The organism is Rhodococcus sp. NPDC019050 (genome assembly GCF_055664235.1).
On the sequence record NZ_JBVOON010000006.1, the window covers coordinates 178,311 to 192,357 of the forward strand.

The 14,047-nt window shown below is 66.5% G+C and carries 13 protein-coding genes; 6 read left to right on the forward strand and 7 right to left on the reverse strand.

Annotated features, from left to right (window positions below):
• Window positions 1–44 precede the first annotated feature (44 nt).
• Complete coding sequence (locus tag AC0B44_RS09725) at window positions 45–1,217, reverse strand: alkane 1-monooxygenase (protein WP_471902687.1); 1,173 nt, start codon at window positions 1,215–1,217, stop codon at window positions 45–47.
• Between the two features lie 194 nt (window positions 1,218–1,411).
• Window positions 1,412–1,615, reverse strand: coding sequence for a cold-shock protein (locus AC0B44_RS09730; RefSeq protein WP_471902688.1), 204 nt, complete (start codon window positions 1,613–1,615; stop codon window positions 1,412–1,414).
• Between the two features lie 201 nt (window positions 1,616–1,816).
• Between AC0B44_RS09730 and AC0B44_RS09735 the strand changes: the two genes are divergently transcribed.
• Together AC0B44_RS09735 and AC0B44_RS09740 are read left to right on the forward strand one after the other, a co-directional pair.
• Window positions 1,817–3,037: a pyridoxal phosphate-dependent aminotransferase gene (locus AC0B44_RS09735; RefSeq protein ID WP_471902707.1), complete on the forward strand. Its 1,221-nt coding sequence runs from the start codon at window positions 1,817–1,819 to the stop codon at window positions 3,035–3,037.
• 343 nt (window positions 3,038–3,380) lie between these two features.
• Window positions 3,381–4,670 (forward strand): YibE/F family protein, encoded by a 1,290-nt coding sequence (locus AC0B44_RS09740; protein WP_471902689.1) that lies wholly within the window; start codon window positions 3,381–3,383, stop codon window positions 4,668–4,670.
• A gap of 1 nt (window position 4,671) precedes the next feature.
• Here the strand turns inward: AC0B44_RS09740 and AC0B44_RS09745 are convergent, their stop codons facing one another.
• Window positions 4,672–6,132, reverse strand: coding sequence for a DUF7159 family protein (locus AC0B44_RS09745; RefSeq protein WP_471902690.1), 1,461 nt, complete (start codon window positions 6,130–6,132; stop codon window positions 4,672–4,674).
• A gap of 158 nt (window positions 6,133–6,290) precedes the next feature.
• Between AC0B44_RS09745 and AC0B44_RS09750 the strand changes: the two genes are divergently transcribed.
• The gene (locus tag AC0B44_RS09750; protein WP_471902691.1) at window positions 6,291–6,806 is read left to right on the forward strand and encodes an arsenate reductase/protein-tyrosine-phosphatase family protein; all 516 of its coding nucleotides are present in this window, start codon (window positions 6,291–6,293) and stop codon (window positions 6,804–6,806) included.
• On the opposite strand, the gene AC0B44_RS09755 is transcribed toward AC0B44_RS09750, so the two are convergent.
• Window positions 6,777–7,361 carry a tyrosine-protein kinase family protein gene (locus AC0B44_RS09755; RefSeq protein ID WP_471902692.1) on the reverse strand — a complete coding sequence of 195 codons (585 nt, stop codon included), beginning with the start codon at window positions 7,359–7,361 and terminating at the stop codon, window positions 6,777–6,779. The two genes, AC0B44_RS09750 and AC0B44_RS09755, sit on opposite strands and share 30 nt — an antisense overlap.
• A 240-nt stretch (window positions 7,362–7,601) precedes the next feature.
• Entirely contained in the window at window positions 7,602–9,455 is a 1,854-nt protein-coding gene (gene nhaA, locus AC0B44_RS09760; protein WP_471902693.1) for a Na+/H+ antiporter NhaA, read from the reverse strand.
• Between the two features lie 129 nt (window positions 9,456–9,584).
• On the opposite strand from nhaA, the gene AC0B44_RS09765 reads away from it, so the two are divergent.
• On the forward strand, window positions 9,585–10,487 hold the full coding sequence (locus AC0B44_RS09765; RefSeq protein ID WP_471902694.1) for an alpha/beta fold hydrolase: 903 nt from the start codon (window positions 9,585–9,587) through the stop codon (window positions 10,485–10,487).
• Window positions 10,488–10,508: 21 nt separating this feature from the next.
• Here AC0B44_RS09765 and AC0B44_RS09770 read toward each other — a convergent pair whose 3' ends face one another.
• The gene (locus AC0B44_RS09770; RefSeq protein WP_471902695.1) at window positions 10,509–11,051 is read right to left on the reverse strand and encodes a nuclear transport factor 2 family protein; all 543 of its coding nucleotides are present in this window, start codon (window positions 11,049–11,051) and stop codon (window positions 10,509–10,511) included.
• Between the two features lie 20 nt (window positions 11,052–11,071).
• The gene (locus AC0B44_RS09775; RefSeq protein WP_378528381.1) at window positions 11,072–11,557 is read right to left on the reverse strand and encodes a nuclear transport factor 2 family protein; all 486 of its coding nucleotides are present in this window, start codon (window positions 11,555–11,557) and stop codon (window positions 11,072–11,074) included.
• A gap of 236 nt (window positions 11,558–11,793) precedes the next feature.
• Between AC0B44_RS09775 and AC0B44_RS09780 the strand changes: the two genes are divergently transcribed.
• Window positions 11,794–12,966, forward strand: coding sequence for an acyl-CoA dehydrogenase family protein (locus AC0B44_RS09780; protein ID WP_378528380.1), 1,173 nt, complete (start codon window positions 11,794–11,796; stop codon window positions 12,964–12,966).
• Between the two features lie 30 nt (window positions 12,967–12,996).
• Complete coding sequence (gene bphC, locus AC0B44_RS09785; protein ID WP_471902696.1) at window positions 12,997–13,905, forward strand: biphenyl-2,3-diol 1,2-dioxygenase; 909 nt, start codon at window positions 12,997–12,999, stop codon at window positions 13,903–13,905.
• The last annotated feature ends 142 nt before the right edge of the window (window positions 13,906–14,047 follow it).

A 14,047-nucleotide genomic window follows, 5' to 3' on the forward strand; every position in this document is an offset into this window, starting at 1 on the left:
CGATCCCGAATTGTTATTCGGACAAGATCGTTCCGTAATGTAGCTCAGTCGGAGAATCGCGCAAGTAGCAAATCTCTCTTCGGTGGGTGAATGTTGATACGTGACAAATCTCGGCCGTAATGCTCCAACAATCGCGGATCCATGATCCGTCGCCACAGCGGCGGCACCAGCGACAGGATGATCAGCACCGCGTATCCGGCGGGAAGCTGGGGAGCGTCCGGCATCGACCGCAGCGTCTGGTAGCGCCGCAGCGGGTTCGCGTGGTGGTCACTGTGTCGCTGAAGGTTGTAGAGGAAGACGTTCGAGCAGACGTGATTGCTGTTCCAGCTGTGTTCGGGGGCGACCCGCTCGTACCCGCCACCGGAACGGCTCCTGCGCAGCAACCCGTAGTGCTCGATGTAGTTCGCGCCCTCGAGAAACATGATCGCCAGGGCGGCCTGCACGACGAGCCACGGCGCGATCGACCAGCCGAACACCGCGATCACCGCCGCGTACAGCGCCACGCTCATCAACCACGCACTGAGCACATTGTTGTGCCGCACGTTCCACCACGACAGTCCACGCCGCCCGAGGCGGGCTTTCTCGTACCGCACCGCCGAACGAAGACTGCCGAACACCGAACGCGGCAGGAACCGCCAGTAACCTTCACCGAAACGCGCGGTCGCCGGGTCCTCCGGCGTCGCGACCCTGATGTGGTGCCCGTGGTTGTGCTCGGTGTAGAAGTGGCCGTAGAAGGATTGCGCCAGCGCCACTTTCGCGAGGGTGCGTTCGATCGAGGTGCGTTTGTGCCCGAGTTCGTGCGCGGCGTTGATTCCGACTCCGCCGACGATCCCCAGGGTCGCGGCGAGTGCGAACCGTTCGGCGCCGCCCATCGGTTGCGACACCCACAGCCAGCACCCGAACACGAAACCGGCGTACTGCAGCGGCAGATAGAGATAGGTGCAGTAGCGGTAGTACCGGTCGTTTTCGAGCGGCTTCATCACCGCCTCGGGCGGGTTGCTCGTATCGAGCTTCGCGAAAGCGTCGATCAGTGGGCAGATCACCGCGATGATGATCGCGCCGGCCGCCCAGAAGACTCCGAGACCGAACTGCTGCACCAGCAGATAGGCGAGAAACGGACTCAGCGGCATCGCCAGGCCGTACAACCAGAGGTAGCGCTTCGGATCCCGCCATCGCGCACCCGGGCTTGCGTACCCGGTGTCGCTCCCCACGCTCATTCCCACCTCTATCGGTTCCATCCCCCGCGGTTGTCTACACCGCACACCGACCACAACGCGGGTCGCCGGATCGGCTACACAGTGTCCACGGAACCTACCAACCGGTACGACCCGGATGGCAACCGAGCGCAGACACGGCGACGGCGCCGCACCCACGGATGCGACGCCGCCGCTCGGTCAGCAGAGTCGCGCGTTCAGATAGTGCGCACGCCCTGGGCCTGCGGGCCCTTCTGACCCTGGCCGATCTCGAACTCGACGCGTGCTCCCTCGTCGAGCGACTTGAATCCCGAACCCTGGATCTCGGAGTAGTGAACGAAAACGTCCGCGCCCCCACCGTCCTGCTCGATGAATCCGAAGCCCTTTTCTGCGTTGAACCACTTGACAGTGCCCTGCGACATACCACTTGCTCCTAATCTTCCCGCCCGTCACCCCGACGCGCGGCCTTGCTGGAATCCCAATCATCGCACTGATCCGGACATTCGGCGCGGTGGATCCCGTCTTATTTCTGCGTGTCGGGAAAACGCGGGTGAAAACCGTTTGGTGGACGGTGGCACCATGGACCCGTGACTAACGAGGAACAGGGCCAGCTTCACCACCGCATGAGCCGCCGTTTGGAGCAGTCGTCCAAGCTCCAGAACGTGCTGTACGAGATCCGTGGGCCCGTGCACGCGCACGCCGCGCGGCTCGAAGCGGAGGGCAATCGCATCCTCAAGCTCAACATCGGCAACCCCGCGCCCTTCGGTTTCGAGGCACCCGACACGATCGTGCAGGACATGATCGCGTCGCTTCCGCACGCGCAGGGTTACTCGGAGTCCAAGGGCATCGCGCCGGCCCGACGCGCGATCGTCACGCGCTACGAACTGGTCCCGGGCTTCCCCAAGTTCGACATCAACGACGTCTACCTCGGCAACGGTGTCTCCGAACTCATCACCATCACGATGCAGGCACTGCTCGACGACGGTGACGAAGTGCTCATCCCCGCACCCGATTACCCGTTGTGGACTGCGATGACCTCGCTCGGTGGAGGCACGCCCGTCCACTACCTGTGCGACGAGAGCAACGGCTGGAACCCCGACATCGAAGACATGGAGTCGAAGATCACCGAGCGCACCAAGGCGATCGCGGTGATCAACCCGAACAACCCCACCGGGGCGGTGTACTCCCGCGACGTGCTCGAGCAGATCGTGCGCCTGGCCCGCAAGCACCAGTTGCTGCTGCTCGCCGACGAGATCTACGACAAGATCCTCTACGACGACTCCAAGCACGTGTCGCTGGCGACGCTCGCCCCCGATCTGCTGTGCATCACGTTCAACGGATTGTCGAAGGCGTACCGCGTCGCCGGCTACCGGTCGGGATGGATGGTCATCACCGGCCCGAAGGAGCACGCCGCCGGTTTCCTCGAGGGCATCGACCTGCTCGCCTCGACGCGTCTGTGCCCGAACGTACCGGCTCAGCACGCCATCCAGGTGGCACTCGGCGGCTACCAGAGCATCGACGATCTGGTGCTGCCCGGCGGACGACTGCTCGAACAGCGCGACGTCGCGTGGGAGCGTCTCAATGCGATCCCGGGCGTCAGTTGCGTCAAACCGCGCGGCGCGCTCTATGCGTTCCCCCGCCTCGACCCCGAGGTGTACGAGATCCACGACGACGAGCAACTCGTTCAGGACCTGCTGCTGCAGGAGCGCATCCTGGTCACGCAGGGCACCGGTTTCAACTGGCCCGATCCGGACCACTTCCGCATCGTGACACTTCCGTGGGCCAGGGATCTGTCCGTCGCGATCGAAAGGATCGGCAACTTCCTCTCGAGCTACAAGCAATAGACGCCACGCCGCGAGTGGCGCATCGTTGCCGAACAGTGACGTCCGACCGCTAGAGGCGAAAGTCCCTGTTCAGTCCCTTTTCGCGCCCCGCGTCGCTGGACGGTCTGCCGGTTTCGTGAGGAGCGCCACAGGATCGCGGACCCCGACAGGCCCCAAAAAGAAGTAGCTTGGATTCCGGCACCCAGTGCCGGGCTCCCTGACCGACGCCGTCCCCCCTGTGCGAGGTCAGGTGAAGGTGGCGGGGACACCCCCCTGCTCCCCGCCACCACCAGCCCACCCGCTTCCCGGCCTCATCCCGGCTACCGCCCGCACGTCTCGCGTCGAGGGTGGTTAGCCTGTGCCGGTGAGTCACGGACACGGACACGGCCACGGCCACTCCGACGGACCGGCACCGCTGGGTCCGCTCGCTGCGAAGATCGTCATCGGATTGCTGGTGGCCATCGGCGCCGTCGTCCTCCTCGGAACGGTCCTGCTCTGGCCGAGCAGCCAATCCATCGAGGTTCCTGCCCCGTTCCAGACGACCGGCGGTGACGCAGTGGTCACCGAGGCCGGGACCGTCGTCGAGCAAGGGACGGGCGCGTGCGGCAGTCCTTCGTCCGGACGGGTGTTCCCCGGCGATCCGCTGCCGCCGCCCGTGGGTGGTTCCTACGAGTGCGAGCGCAGCATCATCTCCATCGACTCCGGCCCCAACGCCGGCGCGTTCACCTTGCTCGAGGTGGTCCCCGGTCCCGGCCAGCCCGAGTTGAGCACCGGCGACGACCTCCGCATCGTCCGCCAGACCGACCCCACCGGCGCCACCCAGTACTCGTTCTACGACTTTGCGCGCGGACTGCCGCTCGCCCTGATCATCGCCACCTTCGCGATCGTCATCGTGGCCGTTGCCCGCTGGCGCGGCCTGCGAGCGCTCATCGGCCTCGGTGTCGCATTCGCTGTGCTGGTGCTGTTCATGCTTCCCGCACTTCTCGACGGAAAGCCCGCGGTCCCCGTCGCGCTGGTCGGCGGAGCGCTGATCCTCTACGCCGTGCTGTATCTCGCCCACGGGCTCAACCTGCGGACGAGTTCGGCGTTGCTCGGCACTCTCGCCTCCATGGCCCTCGCCGCATTGCTGTCCTATGTCGCGATCCGGATGACCCACCTGACCGGGCTGTCCGAAGAGCAGAACACCGACGTGCAGATGTACATCGGCACGGTGTCGATCAGCGGACTACTGCTGGCAGGGTTCATCATCGGCTCGCTCGGCGTGCTCAACGACGTCACGATCACCCAGGCGTCGTCGGCGTTCGAACTGGCGGCGCTGGATCCGCGTGCCTCGCGCCGGGAGATCTTCGGGTCCGCGATGCGGGTCGGGCGCGACCACATCGCCAGTACCGTCTACACACTCGTGCTCGCCTACGCGGGCGGTGCGCTGCCCCTGCTGTTGCTCTTCTCCGTCGCGGGCCGCTCGATCTCCGACGTGGTCACCGGCGATGCGGTGGCCGTCGAGATCGTGCGCGCCTGCGTCGGCGGCATCGCTCTCGCACTCTCGGTTCCGCTGACCACGGCAATCGCTGCCGTCCTGTCCCGGGCCGGGACCCCGCCGGTCGCACCCGGCCGGCACTCCCGCGCCACCGGCAACGGAGATCCCGGCCGGTAGGTCACAGACCGGGGCCGCGCAGTTCCGGAAGCCGGGGCAGTTCGATCGTCGGGAGCGGCGGCAACGTCGGCACCGGAATGTTCAGACCCGGGAACTGCGGTTCCGGTTCCGGTTCCGGTTCCGGCGGCGGTGGCGGCACGGGCCGCTGTTCGTAGGTCGTCGTCGTGGACGTTTCGGGAACGGTCGTCGTGGGAGTGACCGTCGCCGGCGACGCGGCGGGTGCGGGCTGCGGCCGAGTCGAGGACGTCGTCGGCACATCGAACGACTGAGTGGGGCTCGTACCGCGGTCGGCAGGTGCCCCGAAGACGGAGTTCCCCGCGCTCAGCGCGATACCGATCACCGCGACGACGGCCAACGCCGACCCGGCCAGTCCGGCACCGGAGATCTGCTTACCGCTGACCGCAGGTCCTCGCCACGACAGCGCGGCCCACCACGGCTTCGATTCGTCGTCCGTGGGCTCAGTGCTCTTCCCCGATTGGGTCGAGGACGACACCGCAGAAGGTGTGGACGACACCGCCGCCTTCACGACCGGAATGCGGTCGGTGTCCTCGGCCGCGGCCGGCGCGGGACGCGGAGGCACGATGCGCGTGAGCGGACTGATCGGCTGCGACGACGGCGGTTTCGCCGCGACGATCGCACCGCCCTTCGCCAGGACGAGTTCGGGCTCGTGCGGCACGACCAGCGGCAACTTCAGCCACGACCGCAGGACTTCCTGCACCAGCGGCACGTGCGCGCCGCCGCCGAGCAACACCACGGCCTCGGGGTTACGGTTCGACCGCGCAATGACGTTGTGCACGAACTGCGCCGACGACTCGACGCACTGAGAGATCAGCGGGTCGAACGTGTCGCGCGACATGAACACCACGCCGGCTGCCCCCGGCACCGCCACGGTATCGCTCTCGGAGAGCTTCTCTTTCGCCTGCCGGCACTGCGCCGACAACTCGTTGTCGGTGTTCGGGTCGTCGGGACGCCACACGCCGTTGCTGTCGAGCGCGTGCTCGCGGATTGCGTTGTCGAAGACACGGCCACCGATCGAGTCGGTGCGTTCGGCGAGCACCTGACCGGCGCGCAGGTCGACGACGGTGACGGTGAGGCCCGCGTCGCCGAGGTCGTAGAAGACCGCGGTGTTGCTGCCCAGCTCACCGGTCGACTGCAGATAGGTCAAGGCCGCTTCGGGCTCGGAGACCAGAGTGAAGCGGTCGAGTTGTTCGGCGGACATCGCGGCACGAAGCCGGTCCGCCTGTGCCTGATCGCGGTAGACGAGACCGACCGTGTCGATCGGATCGCCGGCGACGCCCGCCTGGAACAGCACGCCGAGCGTGCTGGCCGCAAGCCGCGCAGGATCGTCCTTCCCCGTTTCCACGACCTGGAATTGGAAGCCCGCGGAGGGTGCGGCCCGATCGACCGGACGCACGATCCGGACGGCGCTTTCCCCCACGGTTACACCGAGAACCGAACTCATCAGCCGCCTTCGACAGTTGTTCGCGCCAGCCGCATCAAACTCCCCCGGCGCATTCGAATCGTTTCGATGCTAACCGATGCCACCGACAACGCCAGGGCCGGTCGAGGACGCCGTCGGCGAATCCGGTCCGCCGCGGGGGTGTCCCCTACGATCGGCGAATGCGGATTCTCTTCGTGTGCACCGGAAACATCTGTCGATCTCCAACCGCCGAACGGTTGACCACCGCATTCGCCACCGAGTCGGGACGGGACGACCTCACCGCGCACAGCGCCGGAACCAGGGCCGCGGTGGGTTACGGCATGGAACCCACCGCCGCGCTCGTATTGCAGCAACTCGGTGGCGACCCGGAAGGATTCGTCGCGAGACGCCTGACCCCGGCCATCGCGGAAGATGCCGAACTCATCCTCACCATGACCGAAAAGCACCGTGGTGAGGTGATCAAACTCGCACCGCGGATGATGCGCGTGACCTTCACGCTGCCCGAGGCTGCGCGTGTGCAGCAGGAGTCCGGCGCCGCGTCCGTCGCCGAACTGGCAGCGGCCCGAACGCAGTTCCCCGCGTCCGGGCCGGAAGACATCGTCGACCCGATCGGCCGCGACGAGGAGACGTTCGTCCAGGTCGGATCGGAGATCGCCGACCTGCTGCTACCCCTGCTCGCTCGAATTCGGACCTGAACCGGGTGCCGGGCGCTGCGGCGCCTGAAAAACGGGCCGTGGCTCCGACGGCGGACGGCTGTCGTCGGAGTGCCGCCCGGCTGCGGGAACCGGCCCGGTCAGGGTCCTGCCGTTACCCGGTGCGGGAGGCGGCGGCGACGCGGCGTTCGGACCGGGCACGACAGGATCCTCGACTGCCTGCCTGGGCGCGGGGACCTTCGTCTGTGCCTTGTCGGCGTCGTAGTAGTACCGGTACTCGTACGACGCGCCGCGCCCCTTCGCCGGGACCATGGTGAGAATCGTGCCGAGCACTGTTGCGTTGACGGCCTGCAGGTTGCCGATGGCGCGGGCGAACTGCTCCCGGGTCGTCTTCCCGTACCGCGCGATGAGGAGCGCACCGTCGGCGATGCGTGTGAGGATCGCAGCGTCGGTGACGGGCAGCAGCGGCGGCGCGTCGATGATGACGTAGTCGAACCGGGACCGGAGATCGGTGACGACCTCCTGGGCATGAGCCGAACCGAGCAACTCCGACTTTGCGACCCTGCAGGCGACCGGTGCCGCGGTACGAGAACTCACCGATGTCCGCTCGTGGCTCGAGGTCGGATTCGTGCCCCGGTTCCGGCTGGTGCTGCTCCGGGGGCGTGATCGACGGATAGCGAGTCACGGGGTCCTGGAAGCGGAGTTGATCGGTCCGCGTTGTGTGGGCGTCCTCTTCAGCCATCAGTACCTTCCTGAGCTATCCGGATGCTGGTCCGCATGTCGGCTTCCCTCTGCCCGCGCACCCAAACCTCGCGCGCGTGCAGAGTCCGGTAAGGGTCAGACTTCGCGCGCTTCTTCGAGTCTGCTGATCAAGGTCGCCGCGTCGAACGGCCCGGTGTGCAAGGGAAGACCCGTGCCGGTGGCTCCGAGGTAGAACGTGGGTGTCCCGGACAGGTTGCTGGTCGCGGCGTCGAGATCGTCGTCGTCGACTCGATGCCGGTAGCGGTCCAACCGCAGATCCTCGTCGAAGCGGTCCATGTCGAGGCCCAGTCGCTCGGCGTAGTCGTAGATCTCCTCTTCCGACAGTGCGTCGCTGTGGGCGAAGAGGACGTCGTGCATCTCCCAGAACTTGTCCTGCGCCGCGGCCGCCTCGGAGGCCTCGGCCGCGAAACGCGCGTGGGGATGCACCGCATCGAGCGGGAAGTGCCGGAAGACGTACCGGAGGTCGTCACCGAAGTGTTTGCGAACGTCCTGGATGCCCCCGGTGGCCCGGGTGCAGAACGGGCACTCGAAATCGCCGTACTCCACGAGCGTGAGCGGTGCGTTCTCCGGTCCCCTCACGTGATCTCGGCTCGGATCGACCGGACGTAACAGCACGAGTCCGGGGACCCCGTCGGTGGGGCGGCGGCGGTCCGCCAACCGGAACAGCGCCCAGCCCAAACCCGTCGCCAGCAGTGCAGCAACGAGCACACCGATACGTGCGTCGTTGGCGGCTTCCGAGGATTCGAACGCCAGATCCACGATGAACAACGAGATGGTGAATCCGATGCCCGCAAGTGCTGCACCACCGCTGACCTGAGACAGAGTCAGGCCTGGCGGCAGGCTCCCGGGTCGCAGACGGGAGAACACTGCGGTCGCAGCGGTGATCCCGACCAGTTTGCCCACCACAAGACCGAGGACGACACCCCACGTGATCGGTGAGACGATCGCGTCGCCGATCGTCTCACCGGTGATCACCACACCGGCGTTCGCGAGAGCGAAGATCGGCACCACGAGAAAGGCGGTATACGGCTGATAGAACCGGAGCAACCGCTCGTTGACGGACACCGCGCGGAGAACACCGAGTTGCGCCGCGCGCGCGTAGTCGGGATTGGGTGATTGACGGAACGCCCGCGTGAGCTGACCCGCCCGTTCCACCTCGGCGCGGCGCGGCGGGTAGATGGGAAGGATCAACGCGATCAGCACACCGGCAAGAGTGGGATGCACGCCCGACTCGTAGAAGGCCACCCACGTTGCGGCCGCAACCAAGAAGTAGGCGACGCCACGCCACACTTCGAGTCGGCGGAACTGCATGATCAACAGCAAACCCACGAAGCCGAGCAGCAGGTACCCGAGCCTCAGTTGCTCGGTGTAGAAGAACCCGATGATGGCGAGCGCGCCGATGTCGTCGGCCACCGCGAGCGCCAGGATGAACACCCGCAAGCGGGCCGGGCACCGTGGTCCGACGAGCGCGAGCGCGCCCAGCACGAACGCCGTGTCGGTGGAGACCACCACACCCCACGCACCCGCAGCCTCCCCGCTGGGGTTGAGCAACAGGTAGAGCACAGCAGGCAACGCGAGACCGGCAACGGCGGCTACCAGGGGAACAGCGGCGCGTGTGCGGTCGGTGAGTTCTCCGATCGTGAGTTCGCGTTTCACTTCCAGTCCGACGACGAAGAAGAACAACGTCATCAGGCCGTCGTTCACCCAGTTCTTCAAGTCGAGGGTGATGCCGTAGTCCCCGATCCGGATGCTCAGTGGGGTCTGCCAGAACGACTCGTAGGAATCCCCCAGGTTCGCCCACACGAGCGCCACGACCGTGGCGGTGAGCAGGAATCCCGCCGCCAGCGTGTCGTCATCGGTGCCGTCACGAATGGCGGCAAGCAGCCTGGACACCCGGCGGAGATTCGTGGGATTCTCGTCGACCGTCATGTGCCCTCACTTCGAAGTCCGTTCCGAGTCTCCTCCGGAACACTCCAACGTCCCCTCGAAAGCGTAAAGACGACGGCGCGACATGGCAGGGTACGAAACAGACACCGGTAGCGAGCGATGAGGATGCCCATGACCGACCGGACCGAGCGCGCAGCAGTCGGCGACCTCGAATTGGCCTACGAGACGTTCGGCGACGCAGACGCCCCTCCCCTTGTGCTCATCATGGGTCTCGCCACCCAGATGCTCGCGTGGGACGACGCGTTCTGCGGACTGTTGGCCGGCCACGGTTTCCACGTGATCCGCTTCGACAACCGCGACATCGGATTGTCGAGTCACCTCGACGAGGCCGGAGTTCCCGATCTGGGTGCGCTGCTGGGTGGACAGAGCAGGCCTGCGCCGCCGTACACGCTGGTGGACATGGCCGAGGACACGGCAGGGTTGCTGGACGCGCTGGGTCTCGAGTCCGCGCACATCGTCGGTGCGTCGATGGGCGGGATGATCGCCCAGCAACTCGCGATCGATCACGGCCGGGTGCGGAGCCTGACGTCGATCATGTCCACTCCGTCACGGGAAGTGGGGCGGACGCGACCGGAGGCGACAGCGGCGCTGTTCCTTCCGCAGCCGACCGACCCGGACAGCGCCGCCGAACGCTCCCTTCAGCTGTACCGGGTGATCGGTTCACCCGGATACCCGCTCGACGAGTCGCGTGTCGCCGACCTCGGGCGGCGCTCGTTCCTCCGGAGCCACGACGCCGCCGGTGTGGCGCGCCAGTTCGCCGCGATCGTGGTCTCCCCCGATCGCACTCCGGGACTACGCAACCTGACGATCCCGACCTTGGTGATCCACGGCAAAGACGATCCGCTCGTCGAGGTGGACGGCGGAATCGCGACGGCTGACGCCGTAGAGGGGGCGCGGCTGGTCGTGGTTCCGGGTATGGGCCACAACCTGCCCGCGCCCCTGTGGCCGCAAGTGATCGGCGAGATCGTCGCGCATGCCCGAGCGGCCGAGAAGGGCTTCGCCGCTCGCATATGACGAGCGCACGGTGCCGAAGGATCAGAGGGGTTTGAGGAACGAGAAGAAGCCGGGCGTGTGCACCTGCCGGAGACGGGTGAGCTTGCGATACGAAATGAGCCACACGCCATCGACTTTGGCGTATCGCTCATGGTAATGACCCCACCCGTGCAGAGATTCCTCGGTGCCGTTGTTGTCCCACCACAACCGGTCTTCCATCGCCCAGACACCCCGCGCGGTGGTGTCGGATTCCAGCACGATCTCGGGGCAGTGCCCGTGGTGCGCCGACGTAATCGGAACGGGGCCGTCGAGCAGGTTACTGATGGCGCGGGTCAACGCCTCACGTCCGACGACCCGCCCTGATTCGCCGTCGGTGCGGGGCTGCTTGTCGCCGGGCAGGCCCTGCCACGTTTCGCTGACGACATCCTCGGTGTGCAGGGTCGGGTAGTACTCCCACTGCTTGTTGTCCATCACGCGGAGCCGGGCCGCGAACACCCGCTCGATCTCGCGGATAGCGAGAAGTTGCTCTGCGGCATCGAGAGTGAGAGCCGGCTCCGGAGCGTCTCGTAATTCGTTCTGCGACAAGATGTACCCTCCGGGGCTTGTCAGCGGGATGCTCGTGCCAGCAGCTCGCGTGCGGCATCGCTACCGTCGAGCAACCGGGCGGTGCGCCGCTTGATCTTCCAGCTTCCCTCGATGCGAGCCAGTTCGAACCGATTGGCGGTCACGCGCCAGACGCGGAAGGAATCGGCGTCGACGTTGCGGCGGAGCAGCAGCGAATGACAGGTCGCGACGGCGGTGTCGCCCTCGACCCGGATGTGGACGGGATCGAGAAGGTGGCCGCAGCCCTCGTTGATGTAGTCCTGGTGGGGACGGGTGCGGACCATCTCGGTGATCGCGTCGCGGCCCTCCATCACCCGGATGTCGATGTCGTAGACAGCATCCTCGGCCCACAATTCGCCGACGGCGTCGGCGTCACCGGCGTCCACGGCCGGCCCGTACGCCGACAGCACTTCCTGGATCGCTGCCTTGTCTTCGAGTACCTGGACACGCTCGAGCAGGGAAGCCACCAGGGCTGCGGTGTCGGTCATCTTTCTCCTTCCGGAGTGTGGGTGCGGACGGCCGTGCGTTGCCCTCGTTGTACCGCTGCACCCCACGCCGCGCAGTTGCTGTCCCGTTCAACGGAAACATCGATGCGGCCCGATGTGGCCCCTGCCACTCTTCGAGCAGTGCATCGGCACACAGTGTGCGCCGGTCCCATCCCGTCACGGGACACCCCCACCCCGCTCGGCTTCCCCCAGCCGATACCCCCAGGAAGAGTCACGCCATGGGCCACGTTTTGGACAGAATCATGCAGCACGCGGACGAGATTCGCGCCGAGGGCGTCGAGGGCGACAAGCTCATGCGCCTCACCGACACGACGGCGAAGCACCTGCGCGAGTCGGGCATCATCCGCACGTTCCAGCCGAAGGAGTACGGCGGATTCGAGGGCCATCCCCGCGAAGCCGCGGAGACCGTGATGGCGCTCGGTGCCCTCGACGGCGCGACGGGCTGGGTCGCCGGCATCGTGGGTGTCCACCCGTGGGAGCTCGCATTCTTCGACCCGAAGGCCCAGGAAGAGATCTGGGGCGCGGACAACGACATGTGGATGGCATCGCCGTATGCGCCCATGGGTGTCGCGGTGCCGGTCGATGGCGGTTACATCCTCAACGGGCGCTGGGCATTCTCGTCGGGAACGGACCACTGTGGCTGGATCATGATCGGTGCGGCCGTCGGCGACAAGGACGGCAACCGGACCGACAAGGTCCTGCACGTCGTGCTGCCCCGCTCCGATTACGAGATCGATCAGGACAGCTGGAACGTCATCGGGCTGCGGGGCACGGGCTCGAAGGATCTGATCATCAAGGACGCCTTCATCCCCGAATACCGGACCCTCGACGCGGAGATCGTGCTCAGCGGTAACGGCTGGCGTCACGCGGGCCGCGACGAGACGCTCTACAAGTTCCCGTTCTCGTACATCTTCCCGCTCGGCATCACCTCCTCCCTGATCGGCATGACCGAGGGTGCGCTGGCCTGCTACATCGCAGCCCAGAAGGAACGCGTCCAGGTGACGGGTGTCCCGATCAAGGAAGACCCGTACATCCTCTTCGCGATCAGCGAGGCGGCGTCGGAAATCTCCGCCTCGCGGCTGGCTCTGCTCGAAACCGTCGATCGTTTCTGGGACAAGACGGACCGCGGAGAGGAGATCAGCTTCGAGGAGCGCGCCATCGGACGCCGCACCCAGATCTCGGCAGCGTGGCGCGCGGTACGTGCGATGGACGAGGTGTTCGCCCGCGCCGGTGGCGCTGCGGTGCACCTGAAGACGCCGATGCAGCGCTTCTGGCGCGACGCCCACGTCGGCCTCACCCACGCCATTCACGTGCCGGGCATGATCTACCATTCGGCCGCACTCACGCAGCTCGGCGGCGAGCCCCAGGGCGCATACCGGGCAATGATCTGATCCACCTACAACATTCGAGGAACAACTGACATGACAGAGTTACGTGGTCTCGGTTATCTGAGAGTTCAGACCCAGGACGTCGCACGGTGGCGCGAACTGCTCCTCGACGGCCTCGGCATGGCGGAGGGCTCCGGCCCGGAGCCGGACGGCTTCTACGCCCGCGTGGACGAGCGCCGCTCCCGCATCCAGGTGCTGCCGGGCGATTCGGACAAGGCACTGGCCGTGGGCTGGGAGGTGCGTGACGAGTTCGCGCTCCAGCGCGTGCGCGAAGCGGTCGAGAAGTCGGGCCGCGCGGTGGAGGTGCTCTCCCACAAGGAGGCCACCTACATCGACGCCGAAGGTGCCATCGCGTTCCAGGATCCGGCCGGCACCCGCGTCGAGGTGTTCTTCGGCCCGGTCCTCGATCACAGCCCGGTCGTCACCCGCTTCGCAGGTCGCTGGGTCACGGGCCGTCACGGCCTCGGCCACGTCGTGCTGCCGTCGGCGAACTTCGACGAGACCTACGAGTTCTACACGCAGGTACTGGGATTCCTGCCGCGCGGCTCGATCCGTCTCGACGAGGACGGCCACGTCCGCGTGCGCTTCCTCGGCATCAACGAGCGTCATCACAGCCTCGCGTTGTGCCCCGCGCCGCCGAACGAGGAACCCGGACTCGTCCACCTCATGACCGAGGTCGACACCCTCGACGCGGTGGGTCAGGCTCTCGACCGTGTCAACCGCCTCGACTTCTCGATCTCGTCGACGCTGGGCCGCCACACCAACGACAAGATGATCTCGTTCTACGTCCGCGCACCGGGTGGATGGGATCTCGAGTTCGGCACGGAGGGCATGCTCGTCGACGAGCGGTTCTACACCTCCGAGGAAATCACCGCCGACGCCTACTGGGGTCACGATCAGACGGGCTCCGAGCCACTGAAGGCGTTCATTCCCGCCGGATAACCCCGAGTTTCCCTGTTCGGCAGTAAGACTCACAGAAGCGGGGGGGGGGGGGGGGGGGGGGGGGGGGGGGGGGGGGGGGGGGGGGGGTGGGTGGGGGGGGGGGGGGGGTGGGGGGTAAAAAAACAAGAAAAAAAAAAAAAAA

Excerpts from the sequence above, each read along its gene's own strand:
- AC0B44_RS09725 (WP_471902687.1), bottom strand. The coding sequence starts at position 1,217 with ATGAGCGTGGGGAGCGACACCGGGTACGCAAGCCCGGGTGCGCGATGG.
- AC0B44_RS09730 (WP_471902688.1), bottom strand. The coding sequence starts at position 1,615 with ATGTCGCAGGGCACTGTCAAGTGGTTCAACGCAGAAAAGGGCTTCGGA.
- AC0B44_RS09735 (WP_471902707.1), top strand. The coding sequence starts at position 1,817 with ATGAGCCGCCGTTTGGAGCAGTCGTCCAAGCTCCAGAACGTGCTGTAC.
- AC0B44_RS09745 (WP_471902690.1), bottom strand. The coding sequence starts at position 6,132 with ATGAGTTCGGTTCTCGGTGTAACCGTGGGGGAAAGCGCCGTCCGGATC.
- AC0B44_RS09750 (WP_471902691.1), top strand. The coding sequence starts at position 6,291 with ATGCGGATTCTCTTCGTGTGCACCGGAAACATCTGTCGATCTCCAACC.
- nhaA (WP_471902693.1), bottom strand. The coding sequence starts at position 9,455 with ATGACGGTCGACGAGAATCCCACGAATCTCCGCCGGGTGTCCAGGCTG.
- AC0B44_RS09765 (WP_471902694.1), top strand. The coding sequence starts at position 9,585 with ATGACCGACCGGACCGAGCGCGCAGCAGTCGGCGACCTCGAATTGGCC.
- AC0B44_RS09775 (WP_378528381.1), bottom strand. The coding sequence starts at position 11,557 with ATGACCGACACCGCAGCCCTGGTGGCTTCCCTGCTCGAGCGTGTCCAG.
- AC0B44_RS09780 (WP_378528380.1), top strand. The coding sequence starts at position 11,794 with ATGGGCCACGTTTTGGACAGAATCATGCAGCACGCGGACGAGATTCGC.
- bphC (WP_471902696.1), top strand. The coding sequence starts at position 12,997 with ATGACAGAGTTACGTGGTCTCGGTTATCTGAGAGTTCAGACCCAGGAC.